At 71.2% G+C, this 14,036-nt stretch carries 15 protein-coding genes (1 of these 15 cut by a window edge); 7 read left to right on the top strand and 8 right to left on the bottom strand.

The features are described 5' to 3' along the window. Nucleotides 1-169: 169 nt before the first annotated feature. The gene (locus tag ACZ7JA_RS01725; protein WP_470806813.1) at nt 170-535 is read left to right on the top strand and encodes a hypothetical protein; all 366 of its coding nucleotides are present in this window, start codon (nt 170-172) and stop codon (nt 533-535) included. 112 nt (nt 536-647) lie between these two features. Here the strand turns inward: ACZ7JA_RS01725 and ACZ7JA_RS01720 are convergent, their stop codons facing one another. After that, complete coding sequence (locus ACZ7JA_RS01720; protein WP_389303961.1) at nt 648-2,318, bottom strand: fumarate hydratase; 1,671 nt, start codon at nt 2,316-2,318, stop codon at nt 648-650. Between the two features lie 168 nt (nt 2,319-2,486). On the opposite strand from ACZ7JA_RS01720, the gene ACZ7JA_RS01715 reads away from it, so the two are divergent. Beyond that, nucleotides 2,487-3,188, top strand: coding sequence for a DUF1707 SHOCT-like domain-containing protein (locus ACZ7JA_RS01715; protein ID WP_389303963.1), 702 nt, complete (start codon nt 2,487-2,489; stop codon nt 3,186-3,188). Nucleotides 3,189-3,363: 175 nt separating this feature from the next. After that, nucleotides 3,364-3,738 (top strand): WhiB family transcriptional regulator, encoded by a 375-nt coding sequence (locus ACZ7JA_RS01710; protein WP_351662297.1) that lies wholly within the window; start codon nt 3,364-3,366, stop codon nt 3,736-3,738. Between the two features lie 86 nt (nt 3,739-3,824). Here ACZ7JA_RS01710 and glpX read toward each other — a convergent pair whose 3' ends face one another. Next, a complete protein-coding gene (gene glpX, locus ACZ7JA_RS01705) occupies nt 3,825-4,859 on the bottom strand; it encodes a class II fructose-bisphosphatase (RefSeq protein WP_143627361.1) in 1,035 nt (344 codons plus the stop codon). Nucleotides 4,860-4,986: 127 nt separating this feature from the next. Here glpX and ACZ7JA_RS01700 point away from each other — a divergent pair, with 127 nt between their 5' ends. Next, complete coding sequence (locus tag ACZ7JA_RS01700) at nt 4,987-5,511, top strand: DUF4245 domain-containing protein (RefSeq protein ID WP_403674843.1); 525 nt, start codon at nt 4,987-4,989, stop codon at nt 5,509-5,511. Nucleotides 5,512-5,577: 66 nt separating this feature from the next. Here ACZ7JA_RS01700 and ACZ7JA_RS01695 read toward each other — a convergent pair whose 3' ends face one another. The 3 genes from ACZ7JA_RS01695 to xseA all read right to left on the bottom strand — a co-directional run bounded on the left by ACZ7JA_RS01695 (nt 5,578) and on the right by xseA (nt 7,741). Continuing rightward, nucleotides 5,578-6,168: a malonic semialdehyde reductase gene (locus tag ACZ7JA_RS01695; protein ID WP_351662304.1), complete on the bottom strand. Its 591-nt coding sequence runs from the start codon at nt 6,166-6,168 to the stop codon at nt 5,578-5,580. 129 nt (nt 6,169-6,297) lie between these two features. Then, nucleotides 6,298-6,522: an exodeoxyribonuclease VII small subunit gene (locus tag ACZ7JA_RS01690; protein ID WP_351662307.1), complete on the bottom strand. Its 225-nt coding sequence runs from the start codon at nt 6,520-6,522 to the stop codon at nt 6,298-6,300. Between the two features lie 10 nt (nt 6,523-6,532). Beyond that, nucleotides 6,533-7,741, bottom strand: a complete 1,209-nt coding sequence (gene xseA, locus ACZ7JA_RS01685) for an exodeoxyribonuclease VII large subunit (RefSeq protein WP_389303968.1) — start codon at nt 7,739-7,741, stop codon at nt 6,533-6,535. Between the two features lie 130 nt (nt 7,742-7,871). On the opposite strand from xseA, the gene ACZ7JA_RS01680 reads away from it, so the two are divergent. Then, a complete protein-coding gene (locus ACZ7JA_RS01680) occupies nt 7,872-8,888 on the top strand; it encodes a 4-hydroxy-3-methylbut-2-enyl diphosphate reductase (protein ID WP_351662312.1) in 1,017 nt (338 codons plus the stop codon). A 67-nt stretch (nt 8,889-8,955) separates the two neighbouring features. Then, nucleotides 8,956-9,717 (top strand): polyphosphate--glucose phosphotransferase, encoded by a 762-nt coding sequence (ppgK, locus tag ACZ7JA_RS01675; protein ID WP_470806811.1) that lies wholly within the window; start codon nt 8,956-8,958, stop codon nt 9,715-9,717. A 61-nt stretch (nt 9,718-9,778) separates the two neighbouring features. On the opposite strand, the gene ACZ7JA_RS01670 is transcribed toward ppgK, so the two are convergent. After that, the gene (locus ACZ7JA_RS01670) at nt 9,779-10,309 is read right to left on the bottom strand and encodes a DUF6542 domain-containing protein (protein ID WP_470806810.1); all 531 of its coding nucleotides are present in this window, start codon (nt 10,307-10,309) and stop codon (nt 9,779-9,781) included. Nucleotides 10,310-10,490: 181 nt separating this feature from the next. On the opposite strand from ACZ7JA_RS01670, the gene ychF reads away from it, so the two are divergent. Further along, entirely contained in the window at nt 10,491-11,579 is a 1,089-nt protein-coding gene (gene ychF / locus ACZ7JA_RS01665) for a redox-regulated ATPase YchF (protein ID WP_351662321.1), read from the top strand. A 93-nt stretch (nt 11,580-11,672) separates the two neighbouring features. On the opposite strand, the gene ACZ7JA_RS01660 is transcribed toward ychF, so the two are convergent. Together ACZ7JA_RS01660 and ACZ7JA_RS01655 are read right to left on the bottom strand one after the other, a co-directional pair. Beyond that, on the bottom strand, nt 11,673-12,851 hold the full coding sequence (locus tag ACZ7JA_RS01660; RefSeq protein ID WP_470806808.1) for a DUF3103 family protein: 1,179 nt from the start codon (nt 12,849-12,851) through the stop codon (nt 11,673-11,675). A 694-nt stretch (nt 12,852-13,545) separates the two neighbouring features. Continuing rightward, nucleotides 13,546-14,036, bottom strand: the 3' portion of a protein-coding gene (locus ACZ7JA_RS01655; RefSeq protein ID WP_470806807.1) for a helix-turn-helix transcriptional regulator. Its footprint extends 385 nt past the window's final position; 491 of the gene's 876 nt are visible here — the last part of the coding sequence; its start codon lies beyond the right edge, outside the window; the stop codon is at nt 13,546-13,548.

Here is a 14,036-nt window from a genome sequence, read left to right as displayed (position 1 = left end):
CGGGGCGCGGTGGTTGTTCCGGACCGTGGGTCCATTGGCACCACCGGCGTCACCGGGTCGGGGGACCGGGCTCCCCGCCGCCGGGCGGGACATCACGGATAAGTGTGACCATCGGCCCAAGACGGTGGGTGATTCCCGCCGTCACCACGGCTGGCAGGAGGACCGATCGATGTCTTTCACTCCCAAGGGTCTGCTCGGCGCCATCGCGGCGGTGTCCATAGGCGCGGCGACCTTGCTGGGCGCGGGAGCCGGCACCGCCGGCGCCGCGGGCGGAGCCCACTGCGACCGCGCCGAACGGCCCGTCTGGAGCGGCGACCCCAGCCGCAATCTGACGGCCCACGGATGCAACCTGCCGTCCGGCGAACGCCGTTGGTACCGCGTCGAGATCGACGACCTGGTCGAGGCCCACCACACGACGGACTACCTGAACGGCCCGGTCGGCCGGACCGAGAAGCTGCACGACAGGACCATCAGGTGCATGGGCTTCACCGCCGATGGCGCCACGGTGAACTGGTTCGGCTGCGTGCCGCACTGACACGCGGTCCGGTCGCGGTGCCGGGGGCGGCGTTGCCCGGCCGTCCCGGGCCGGGAGAACGGCAGAGCCCCCGGCGACGCGCCAGGGGCTCCCCACGGGTGCTGCCGCCGGATCAGCCCAGGCCCGGGCCCCGCACCGGGATGCTGGTGAACGTCGGCTGCGGAGCCGGGTCCTGGAAGAAGTCGTTCCCCTTGTCGTCGACGACGATGAACGCCGGGAAGTCCTCGACCTCGATCTTCCAGACGGCCTCCATGCCCAGCTCCTCGTACTCCAGGACCTCGACCTTCTTGATGCAGTCCTGGGCGAGCCGGGCGGCCGGGCCGCCGATGGAGCCGAGGTAGAAGCCGCCGTGCGCGTCGCACGCGTCGGTGACCTGCTTGCTGCGGTTGCCCTTGGCGAGCATCACCTTGGAGCCGCCCGCCGCCTGGAACTGCTCGACGTAGGAGTCCATGCGGCCGGCCGTCGTCGGGCCGAAGGAGCCGGACGCGTAGCCCTCGGGCGTCTTCGCCGGGCCCGCGTAGTACACCGGGTGGTCCTTCAGGTACTGCGGCATGCCCTCGCCCGCGTCCAGCCGCTCCTTGATCTTGGCGTGCGCGATGTCGCGGGCGACGACCAGCGGGCCGGTGAGGGACAGCCGCGTCTTGACCGGGTACTTGGTTAGCTCGGCGAGGATCTCGTCCATCGGCTGGTTCAGGTCGATCTTGACGACGTCCCCGTCCTGCTCCAGGTGCTCGTCCGTGGTCTCCGGCAGGAACCGCGCCGGGTCCGTCTCGAGCTGCTCGAGGAAGACGCCCTCGGCGGTGATCTTGGCGACCGCCTGGCGGTCCGCCGAGCAGGAGACGGCGATCGCGACCGGGCAGGACGCGCCGTGCCGCGGCAGCCGCACCACGCGCACGTCGTGGCAGAAGTACTTGCCGCCGAACTGCGCGCCGATGCCGATCCGCTGGGTCAGCTCGAAGACCTTCTCCTCCAGCTCCTTGTCCCGGAAGCCGTGGCCGAGCGGCGAGCCCTCGGCCGGCATGTTGTCCAGGTAGTGCGCGGAGGCGTACTTCGCGGTCTTCAGCGCGTACTCGGCGCTCGTGCCGCCGACGACGATCGCCAGGTGGTACGGCGGGCAGGCGGCCGTGCCGAGCGAGCGGATCTTCTCCTCCAGGAACTTCATCATGGAGGCCTCGTTCAGGACGGCCTTCGTCTCCTGGTACAGGAAGGACTTGTTGGCGGAGCCGCCGCCCTTGGCCATGAAGAGGAACTTGTAGGCGCCGCCGTCCGTCGCGTACAGCTCGATCTGCGCGGGGAGGTTGGAGCCGGTGTTCTTCTCCTCCCACATGGTGAGCGGGGCCATCTGCGAGTAGCGCAGGTTCAGCCTGGTGTAGGCGTCGTAGATGCCGTGCGAGAGCGCCTTCTCGTCCTCGCCCCCGGTGAGGACGTTCTGGCCGCGCTTGCCCATGACGATCGCGGTGCCGGTGTCCTGGCACATCGGGAGCACGCCGGCCGCCGCGATGTTCGCGTTCTTCAGCAGGTCCAGGGCGACGAACTTGTCGTTGGCCGAGGCCTCGGGGTCGTCGATGATGCGGCGCAGCTGGGCGAGGTGGGCCGGGCGCAGGTAGTGCTGGATGTCGTGGATGGCCTCCTCGGCGAGCTTGCGCAGCGCCTCCGGCTCCACCTTGAGGAACGTCCGCCCGTCCGGCCCCTCGACGGTGGACACGCCTTCCGAGGTCACCAGCCGGTACGGGGTGGTGTCCTCGCCCTGGGGAAGCAGATCGGTGTACGCGAACTCAGGCATCTCAGCCCATTCCTCACTCTGACGGACGGCTGCCCGCCGACGTTGGCGGGCCACACCAGCGTAGAACCTGCCGTCGGCGCGGAACCTGTGAGGTGAGGCTCAGTTCGACACGCCCATGGTTGTCCACACCCCTAGTCGCGATCTATCGCGTTTCGGTACGCTGCTGCCGTGGACCTTCAGAAGCACGCCCCAGCCCGGGACGGGGCCCCTGCCCCCGCCGACCTGCGCGCCTCGGACGCCGACCGCGACCGCGTCGCCGACATCCTCCGCGAGGCCCTGGCCGAGGGCCGGCTGACAGCGGACGAGCACGCCGAGCGCGTCGAGGGCGTGCTGCACGCCAAGACGGTCGGCGAGCTGGAGGTCTTCATCCGGGATCTGCCCGCGGCCCATCAGGGCCCAGCGGCGCCGGCCTACGCGTCCGTGCCGCCCCGTCCGGCTCCCGGCGCGATACCGGCCGAGGCGGACGCCAACGTGGTGGCCGTCTTCAGCAGTGCCATGCGGCGGGGCCGCTGGCGGGCCGGGCGCCGGCTGCACGCCTACGCCGTCTTCGGCAGCGTCGAGATCGACCTGAGCGAGGCGGTCTTCGAGTACCAGCAGGTCGTCATCAAGGCCGTCTCGGTCTTCGGCGACGTGCAGATCCGCGTCCCGGAGAACGTCTCGCTGCGCGGGACCGGGGGCGGCGTGCTGGGCAACTTCGAGGTGGCCCCGCTGGATTCGGTCGAATCGGAGGCGCCCGTGATCTATGTCGACGGCTGGGCCGTGCTGGGCAACGTGGAGGCGCGGCCCAAGCGCGGCAGACTCGTGGCCGACATCCTCGACCGCGTCCAGGGCAAGGTCGACCGGAAGCTGCGCAGACACCTGGACCGTTGACGGTCGCGAATCCGCCGGTGACCGGACGGGCGCCGTCCGGTCACCGGCGGGCGCGTGGGGGCGTGAAACGGACGACGCGCGCTCGCGGTCGGAAACGCTGTGCATAGGCGCGCGCACAGCGGGTAGGCCTTGCTGCATCGTCGCTCGCTCGCGAAGCCGTCGTCAGGAGTAGACCGTGCTGCAACCGCCGCATTCGTCCCTGCAGGTAGCTGCCGTTCCGGCCCAGCGGGTGCCAGTGCGAGACAGGGATCAAGAAGCCCCCTGGCACACCGAGGCGGTGTGCCGGCGTGACGAGGCCGGCCTGTTCTTCGCCCCGTCCAAGGAGCCCACGGCCGCCCGGCTGTCCCGCGAGGAGGCGGCCAAGCGCGTCTGCGCGCGCTGCCCCGTCATGGTCGAGTGCCGCGAGCACGCCCTGCTCCAGCCCGAGCCGTACGGCGTCTGGGGCGGCCTCACGGCCGCCGAACGCCGCGTGGTGCTGGCGCGTCGCCGCCGGCGGGACCTGGAGCTGAAGAAGACGGCCCGGGCGACGACGGACCGCATAGCCGGCTGAGAACCGGAACGGGCGCCCTCTCCGCACAGAGGGCGCCCATTGCTTTCCGGGTGCTTCTCGGGGAAGCGGGGTTCACCCCGCCCGGGTCACTTCGCCCGGTCGAAGTCGATCGCGCTGTAGGCCCGCAGCTTGCTCAGCCGGTGCTCGGAGTCGATCCGCCGCACGGTGCCGGACTTCGAGCGCATCACGATCGAGTCGGTGGTGGCGGTCTCCGACCGGTACCGCACGCCGCGCATCAGTTCGCCGTCGGTGATGCCGGTGGCGACGAAGAACACGTTCTCGCCGGTGACCAGGTCCTCCGTGGTCAGGACGCGGTCCAGGTCGTGCCCCGCGTCGACGGCGCGCGCCCGCTCCTCGTCGTCCTTGGGCCACAGCTTGCCCTGGATGGTGCCGCCCAGGCACTTCACGGCGCAGGCCGAGATGATGCCCTCCGGGGTGCCGCCGATGCCGAGCAGCAGGTCGATGCCGGTGCCCTCGCGCAGGGCGAGGATGGAGCCCGCGACGTCGCCGTCGGAGATCAGCTTGATGCGCGCGCCGGTGTCGCGGATCTCCTTGATGATGCCTTCGTGCCGGGGCCGGTCCAGGATGACGACCGTGACGTCCTCGGGCGTGCGGCGCTTGGCCTTGGCGACCCGGCGGATGTTCACCGACACGGGCGCGTTGATGTCGACGAAGTCGGCGGCCTCGGGGCCGGTGACCAGCTTGTCCATGTAGAACACGGCGGACGGGTCGAACATGGCGCCGCGCTCGGCGGCGGCCAGGACCGCGATCGCGTTGGGCATGCCCTTGGCGGTCAGGGTGGTGCCGTCGATCGGGTCGACGGCGATGTCCACCTCGGGTCCGGTGCCGTCGCCCACGTGCTCCCCGTTGAAGAGCATCGGGGCCTCGTCTTTCTCGCCCTCACCGATGACGACGACGCCGTTCATCGAGACGGTCGAGACGAGGGTCCGCATGGCGCGCACCGCGGCGCCGTCGGCGCCGTTCTTGTCACCGCGCCCGACCCAGCGGCCGGCGGCCATGGCGGCTGCTTCGGTCACCCGGACGAGCTCCAGGGCGAGGTTGCGGTCGGGTGCCTCGGAGGGCACATCGAGCTCGGACGGCAGATGATGATTCTCGGTCATCGGAGCGCACCTTTCTGATACGACGACGGCCGGATGAGGGTGTTGGTCCCGACTCTATCGTTGGGCGGACAAAATGAGCAGGGGACCCCACGGATGAGCGCTCCCGGCACCTGCGACGATAGAGGGCGTGGCAGGTTCCAACGGCAAGCAGAAGACGGTCCGGGACATGATCCTCTCCCTGGGCCTCATCGGGATCGCGGCGGCGGTCATCTACGTCTTCGTCCCGCACGACGATCACGCTCCCGACATCAGGCGGGTCGACTACCAGGTCGAGCTGGACACGGCGCGCCGTGCCGCGAGCTACCCGGTGGCCGCGCCCGAGGGCCTGCCCGGCGCCTGGAAGGCGACCTCGGTGCGCTTCCAGGGTGAGAACTCCGACCGCTGGCACCTCGGCTTCCAGGATCCCGAGGGTCAGTACGTGCAGGTCGAGCAGTCGACTCAGAAGCGGTCCGACTTCATCGCCCAGGCCAGCCAGGGCGCGAAGGCGACGGAGCGGACCGAGCGGATCGGCGGCCGCACCTGGACCCGGTACACCGGCGGCCGCTACGACGCCCTGGTCCTGGAGGACACCCCCGGCTCCACCACGGTGGTGGCCGGCACGGCTCCCTTCGACCGGCTGACGAAGATGGCGGCGGCCCTGAAGATGTCCTGAGCGCTTCGACGCGCATGTGAAGAGGCCCCCGGCGCGTAGCCGGGGGCCTCTTCATGTCGCGCGGGTTCAGACGGTCGTGACGACGTCCTCGTACGCCAGGCGCGGGGAGCGCGGGTACCAGGCGTCCGGGCCCGGACGGCCGATGTTGACGACCATGAGCGGGGTGTGGTCGTCGTCCAGGAACTCCTTGCGGACGCCCTCGAAGTCGAAGCCGGTCATCGGGCCGGCGGCGAGCCCGGCGGCGCGGACGCCGACGATGAAGTAGCCGGCCTGGAGCGCGGCGTTCATCGCGGCGGAGCCCTCGCGGACCGGGCGCTCGGCGAAGAAGACGTCCTTGGCCTGCGGGAAGGCCGGGAACAGGGCCGGCAGCTCCTCGTGGAACTCGTTGTCCGCGGAGAGGATCGCGACCAGCGGGGCGGCGGCGGTCTTGGCCTGGTTGCCCTCGGACATGTGCTTCACCAGGCGCTCGCGGGCCTCGGGGGAGCGGACCAGGGTGATGCGCAGCGGGGTCTGGTTGAAGGCGGTCGGGCCGTACTTGACCAGGTCGTAGATCGCCTGGACCTGCTCCTCGGTCACCGGCTCGTCGGTGAAGGTGTTCGCGGTGCGGGCCTCGCGGAACAGCAGGTCCTGGGCGGCGGGGTCAAGAACGAGAGACATGCGTGCCTTCCTCGGGTGCGCTTTGGTCCGGGGGCGGACCGGCTGACGCGTACGACTCTACGGCAAAGTTCAACCTTCAACCAAACCGTCGGCGGGGTGAGCCCCGGCACAGCGCGGGCCGCCGCCGCGCTACTCGGCGTCCTCCTCCTCGGCCTCCTCGGCCAGCGCCGCGTCCAGCCGGGCCCGCGCCCCCTCCAGCCAGCGCCGGCACACCTTGGCCAGCTCCTCGCCCCGCTCCCACAGCGCCAGGGACTCCTCGAGCGACGTACCGCCCGTCTCCAGCCGCCGTACGACTTCGATCAACTCGTCCCGGGCCTGCTCGTACGACAGCGCCTCGTCCACCTTGCTGCTCATCCCACCCACCCTAGACATCGACTCGCACCCCGAACTCGCCCTCGGCCACCCGCGCCCGCAGCGCCTCGCCCCCGGTCACTTCCTCCGGGTCGCGCACCACGTGCCCGTCCGCACGCTGCAGCACCGCGTAACCGCGCTTCAGGGTGGCCGCCGGGGAAAGGGCCACCACGCGCGCGTGCGTGTGCGTCAGCTCGGAGTCGGCACGGTCCAGGAGGTGGCCGAGGGTGCGCCGGCCGCGGTCCAGCAGCGACGCCACATGGTCGGCGCGCTCGTCGACCATCCGGTGCGGGTCCTCCATCGAGGGCCGCGCGAGCGCGTGCGCCAGCCCCCGCTCCTCCCGTTCCACGGCCGCCGACACGCACCGCCGGGCCCGGTCCCGCAGCATCCGCACCCGCTCGAACTCCTCGCCCACGTCCGGCACGACCTTCTTGGCGGCGTCGGTCGGGGTGGAGGCCCGCAGGTCGGCCACATGGTCGAGCAGCGGATTGTCCGGCTCGTGGCCGATGGCGGACACCACGGGCGTACGGCACTGGGCCACCGCCCGCACGAGCTGCTCGTCGGAGAAGGGCAGCAGGTCCTCCACGCTGCCGCCGCCCCGGGCCACCACGATGACGTCCACGTCGTCCAGCGCGTCCAGCTCCTTGACCGCCTGCACGACCTGCGGCACGGCGTGCACCCCCTGCACGGCCACGTTGCGCACCTCGAAGCGGACGGCGGGCCAGCGGTGGCGGGCGTTCTCCAGCACGTCGCGCTCCGCGGCGGAGGCCCGCCCGCACACCAGCCCGACGAGCTGCGGGAGGAAGGGCAGCGGCTTCTTGCGCTCCGGCGCGAACAGCCCCTCGGCCGCCAGCGCCTTCTTGAGCTGCTCCAGCCGGGCCAGCAGCTCCCCCACGCCCACCGGCCGTATCTCGGCGGCCCGCAGCGAGAGCTGTCCGCGCGGCGCGTACCACTCCGGCTTCGCCAGGACGACGACCCGGGCGCCCTCGCCGACCACGTCGGCCACGGCGTCGAACACCTGCCGGTAGCACGTCACGCTGACGGAGATGTCGTGCGAGGGGTCCCGCAGGGTCAGGAACACCACCCCGGCGCCCGGCCGCCGCGAGAGCTGCGTGATCTGCCCCTCGACCCACACCGCGCCCAGCCGGTCGATCCACCTCCCGATGAGCCGCGAGACCTCACCGACGGGCAGGGGCGTCTCGGGCGACGTGTTCACAGCCATGCCGCGAGCGTAACGGCGGGCACCGACAAAAGGCCCCGCCCGCACGCGCGCCCGCGGCGGAGCCGGAGGCGGGAGGCGGACGGCGGCCGCGCGGGCACGTGATCCCGGAGCCGGTGAACGCACCCTTACGATGGGTCCCATGACCGCTTCGTCTGGCCGCCGTGTCCTGCTCGCCGCCCCCCGGGGCTACTGCGCCGGTGTCGACCGCGCCGTGATCGCCGTCGAGAAGGCCCTGGAGCAGTACGGGGCCCCGATCTACGTCCGGCACGAGATCGTCCACAACAAGTACGTCGTGCAGACCCTGGAGAGGAAGGGCGCCGTCTTCGTCGAGCGGACGGAGGAGGTGCCGCCGGGGAACATCGTGATGTTCTCCGCGCACGGCGTCGCGCCGGTGGTGCACGAGGAGGCCCGCCAGGGCCGGCTCGCCACCATCGACGCCACCTGCCCGCTGGTCACCAAGGTCCACAAGGAAGCCGTCCGGTACGCCAATGACGACTACGACATCCTGCTGATCGGGCACGAGGGCCACGAGGAGGTCATCGGCACCTCCGGCGAGGCCCCCGAGCACATCCAGCTCGTCGACGGCCCCGAGGACGTCGCCAAGGTCGAGGTCCGCGACCCCTCGAAGGTCGTCTGGCTGTCCCAGACCACCCTCTCCGTGGACGAGACCATGGAGACCGTCGACGCCCTGAAGACGAAGTTCCCCGGTCTCGTCTCCCCGCCGAGCGACGACATCTGCTACGCCACGCAGAACCGCCAGCTCGCCGTGAAGCAGATGGGCGCCGAGGCCGAGCTGGTCATCGTCGTCGGCTCGCGCAACTCCTCGAACTCCAAGCGGCTCGTCGAGGTCGCCAAGCTCGCCGGCGCCCGCGACGCCTACCTGGTGGACTTCGCCGACGAGATCGACGAGGCCTGGCTGGAGGGCGTGACGACCGTCGGCGTCACCTCCGGCGCTTCCGTCCCCGAGGTGCTGGTCGAGCAGGTCCTGGAGTGGCTCGCGGCGCGCGGCTACGGGGACGTGGAGATCGTCAAGGCGGCCGAGGAGTCCATCACCTTCTCGCTGCCCAAGGAACTGCGCCGCGACCTGCGCGACGAGGCGGCGACCCTGGTCGCCGAGCGCGGCGGGACCGGCGCCGCCGGGGAGTGACCGGTGCGTCGGGGCCGGACCGGCGGCTCCTGACGTGACCGTACGTCGCACGTCGTAACGTGGTGCCATGCAGATCTTCGGCGTGGACATCGGCGGATCCGGGATCAAGGGCGCCCCTGTGGACCTGGACAAGGGGGACCTGGCCCAGGAGCGATGCAAGGTGCTCACCCCGCACCCGGCGACGCCCGACGGCGTCGCCGACGGGGTGAAGCAGGTCGTGGAGCACTTCGGCTGGACCGGCCCGGTGGGCCTGACCTTCCCCGGGGTGGTCACGGGCGGCGCGACCGTCCGTACGGCGGCCAACGTGGACAAGAGCTGGATCGACACGGACGCGCGCGCGTTGTTCGGCGGCCGGCTGGGCGGCCTGCCGGTGACCGTGGTCAACGACGCGGACGCGGCGGGCGTCGCCGAGATGCAGTTCGGCGCCGGCCGGGACCGGCGGGGCACGGTCATCCTGCTCACCTTCGGCACCGGCATCGGCAGCGCCGTCTTCGTGGACGGCGTCCTGGTCCCCAACACCGAGCTCGGCCACCTCGAGCTGAACGGCCACGAGGCCGAGAAGCGGGCCTCCAGCAAGGCCAAGGAGGACCACGACCTGAGCTGGGAGCAGTGGGCGCGCCGGGTCGGGAAGTACCTCGCGCACGTCGAGATGCTCTTCTCGCCCGAGCTGTTCATCGTCGGCGGCGGGGTCAGCCGCAAGGCGGACAAGTTCCTGCACCTCATCGAGGGCGTGAAGGCCGAGATCGTGCCGGCCCAGCTCCAGAACAACGCGGGCATCGTCGGGGCGGCGATGCACGCGGCGCAGGCACAGGCGCGGCTCGGGGGCTAGCCCGCGGGCCGCGACGCCGCCACGGGCCCGGGCCCGGGCGGAACGCGGCGGGACCCGCCGGTCAGGAACGGCCCCGGCGGGCCCGCACCCACAGCACCCGGCGCACCAGCACGATCACCCCCGCGAGCAGCGTCCCCCCGTACAGCCAGCCCGCCTGCGTGGCGAGGCCCGTGACCAGCCCCATGAGCCGTCCCAGCAGCCCCCCGCTGCCGTCCGCGACGGGGAACAGGCCCGCCGCGAAGGCGATCGGCACGACGACCGGGGCGGTGAGCACGTCACCGCCGCGCACCCACAGCGCGGTCAGCACGCACACCGGCAGGAACAGCACGCCGTACAGCGTCAGGGACGCGCCGAACATCAGCTGGTCCAGCAGTCCGAGCAGGAGCATCGCCGCCGCGCAGAACAGCCCCCCGCCGAGCCCGGTGAGCCGCAGCCCCGCCGGCCGCCCGTCCGGGCCCCCGGCGCCCGCCGGCCGTCCGTCCGTGGCCCGCGCCCCGCGCGGCACCGGCCGGCGCGACTGCGGCGGCAGCGACGCGGGCGGTGTCCCGCGGCGCTTTCCGTTGTTCGGGGGTCGGCTTCTGCGCTGCTCCATTGGACCAACCTAGGTCTGTTTATGTGCTGAATCGGCCCTCAGACACGCCGGTGAGCAGGGCCCGGCCGGAGCTCCCGCGCTCCCGCGAACCCGCTGTCGCGGACGCCGTAGACTGGTGGATCGGCCAGTGTCTCTGGCCCCTGGCAGCCCCTGGCCCCTCTCATCTACGGGAAGTCGCAACGTGTCGCTCACGATCGGAATCGTCGGCCTGCCGAATGTCGGCAAGTCGACCCTGTTCAACGCCCTGACCAAGAACGACGTGCTGGCGGCCAACTACCCGTTCGCCACGATCGAGCCGAACGTCGGCGTGGTCGGTGTCCCCGACGGCCGCCTGGCCAAGCTGGCGTCGATCTTCAAGTCGGAGCGCATCCTCCCGGCCACGGTCGACTTCGTCGACATCGCCGGCATCGTGCGCGGCGCCTCCGAGGGCGAGGGCCTGGGCAACAAGTTCCTGGCGAACATCCGCGAGTCCGACGCGATCTGCCAGGTCATCCGCGCCTTCAAGGACGAGAACGTCGTCCACGTCGACGGCAAGGTCTCGCCGAAGGACGACATCGAGACGATCAACACCGAGCTGATCCTCGCCGACCTCCAGACCATCGAGAAGGTCCTGCCGCGGCTCCAGAAGGAGTCCCGGATCAAGAAGGACGTGGCCCCCAAGGTCAAGGCCGTCGAGGAGGCCAAGGAGATCCTGGAGAAGGGCGACACGCTCTTCGCCCACGGCATCGTCCAGGGCACCGAGCGCAACGAGCTGCTGCACGACCTGCACCTGCTCACCACCAAGCCGTTCCTCTACGTCTTCAACGTCGACGAGGACGAGCTGGTCGACGAGGACTTCAAGAACGAGCAGCGCGCCCTGGTCGCCCCCGCCGAGGCGATCTTCCTCAACGCCAAGCTGGAGCAGGACCTCGCCGAGCTGGACGAGGAGGACGCGCTGGAGCTCCTGGAGTCGGTCGGCGCCGAGGAGCCCGGCCTCGCCACCCTCGCCCGCGTCGGCTTCAACACCCTCGGCCTGCAGACCTACCTCACGGCCGGCCCCAAGGAGTCCCGCGCCTGGACGATCAAGAAGGGCGCCACGGCTCCCGAGGCGGCCGGTGTGATCCACACGGACTTCCAGAAGGGCTTCATCAAGGCCGAGGTCATCTCCTTCGACGACCTGGTCGAGACGGGCTCGGTCGCCGAGGCCCGCGCCAAGGGCAAGGCCCGCATGGAGGGCAAGGACTACGTGATGCAGGACGGCGACGTGGTGGAGTTCCGCTTCAACGTCTAGGGGCGTCCTGCCGCGCCGCGTGGCGTGGTGTCCCGCCGGACTTCCGGGTCAGGGGGTCCCGCTCTTCGGAGCGGGACCCCCTGACCCTTCCGGTCAGAGCGCCGGGACGTAGTAACGGTCGAAGGTCATGCGCCCGTTGGCCGACGCGCCCGCGCGGGTGCCGGTCGTCGTCTTCGCCAGGGTGTACCAGGAGTCGACGTAGTCCGGGTCGTCGGTCCACCAGGAGGCCGGCATCGCGTCGATGACCGCGTCGGCCAGCGGAACGTAGGCGCCCTGGTCGGCGATGGTCAGCAGCGCGGCCGCGAGCGCCTTGGCCAGCGACGAGTAGTTCGTGTCGCCGTCGTCCTCCATCATCACGACGTCGGCCAGGTCGTACTTGTACAGCGACCAGTTGACCAGTATCTGGTTCGGGTAGTACGTCGTGTCCGTGTCGTCCAGGTACGGCATCGTCACCGTGTCGACGCGCACCTTGCCGTCCGGGCCGAAGCCGGTGACGAGGTCGAAGATCTCGGCGTCGCCCTTGAACCACGGTTCCTCGAGGTCGGCGACCGTGACGGCGGTGACCCGGGTGGTCCAGAAACCGGACGCCGCGCCGGCCGGCGCCGCGAACCCGTGCGACTCCGCCCTGCGGGCTGCCGGAGTGGTCGCCGGAGTCGGGACGCCCGCCGCGGCGAGTTCCTTCTCCAGGACCTTCAGGCCGGCCCTGGTCGCCTTGTCGGTGTCGACGCCGACGAGGTAGACCGGACGGTCCGGGATCCGGTCCGCGGCGAGGTCGTGCGCGTTCCCCTCGCTGTCGTAGGCGACGACCACGTCGGCGTCGTCGTCGGACGGGGACGAGGCCACCAGGGGCTCCACGCGGGACAGCGCGGCTCCGTTCGGCCGCTTGCCGGCCAGGCTGACCCGCAGCAGGGCGCCGGCGTCGGCGCCCAGGCCCTTGGCCGCGGCGACCCGCCGGTCGGCCTTCGCGACGTCGGCGCCGAGGCCGGCAGGGGCTTCGGTGGCCGACGCGTCGGTGAGTTCGCGCAGGCCGACCGGCCCGCCCTCGGCCAGGGCGCCGGAGACCTGGCGCCGCCAGGATCTGTCGGAGAGGGAGAGCGCGAGGGCTCTCGCGGTGCTGTCCTCGATCCCGGCCACCGTCGACGTCCGGTCCGGCTTCCGTTCGGGGGCCGGGGCCGCGGACGCGAGGCCCTGGGTGGTGGCGAGGGCGAGACCGGTCAGGGTGATGCCGGTGAGAACCGTACGGAATCGCTGCGCTGCGAGCAGGGCGAACAAGGTGTCCTCCACAAGTCGTCGCCGCCCGGTTCCGGGCAGGCCATGGACACCGGGCACGGAGTGGTCCCGGCGTGATGGTTCATGGAGCGGCACCATGGTGGGGCATCGGCCTCTACGCGGATAGACCGTCTTCGGTCGGCGTCGCGCGGCCCGGGCGGACGCGAGGCGGTCCGCCGTCCGGCGGCGACTGGACGCCCGCCGAGTTGAACATCACTGGAAACGACGTAGATTCGGAGGTGGACCGCCCGCGGACCGGCCGGCGACCGACTCGTTCGAGAGTCCGCCTGGGCGCGGTTCCCGTGGGGCCCGGTCCGTCGCACAGGATTGCGGTCGTTCTTCCCCCCGTTCGTCCGAGCCGGCAACGGGACGAGCGGTCTTCGTCGCAACGGGTGGAAACCGTACCGAGGGTCTGTGGGCCGCGCCGTGCAGCGGCGGCGTCCCGGCGCGCGCATGTTCACGAGGAAGACCATGGAGACGCGGAAAGCACAACGTCGTGCACCGGCCGGCGATCAGGTGACAGCCTGGCCGGCCTTGCCGGCGGGGAAGGCTGCGTTCCGCCTCGGCCGTGGCGGGATCCGGTCGCTGGACGACCGCAGTCCGCCGGACGAGCGGAACGCCGAACCCGGCGGACTCGGCTCGAACCGGGCCTTACGGTTGAACCGGGCACTACGGTCGCGGGGCTTCGCCCCCGCCGTCAGCCCCGGGCCTGTCGCAGCGCGTGGTGCGGAGTGTGCACCCGGTCGTACCGCCAGGCGAGCGCCGTCAGTTTGTCCTCCGTCCCCGTGCCGGGCTGGGGCGTCTCGAGGATGACCCGCCGGCCCGAGCGGTCGTCGACGACGAGGACGGTCTCCTCCAGCATCATGCGCCCGACCAGTGGATGCCTGACCTCTCGGGTGGTGACCCGCTGCTTTCCTATTTCGTGCTCCCGCCACCAGGCGTGGAAATCCGCGCTGCTTTCGCTCAGTTCATGCACCAGTGCGGTGAACCACGGCTCGTGCACATAAACTCCGGTCGCCGAGCGGAACTCGGCGAGTATCGAGCGGGCGCTCGACTCCCAGTTCTGCACCAATTCGCGCATATGGTCGCTGAAGAAGAACCTCAGCAGATGACGGTGTGCCGGGGTCGCAGCGGCCGGATCGCCATATACATCGGTCCGTGCCCGATTCCAGGCAAGAATGTCGAACC

The sequence above is a fragment of the Streptomyces sp. NPDC038135 genome (assembly GCF_055601245.1).
This window is presented reverse-complemented; position numbering and strand designations above follow the sequence as displayed.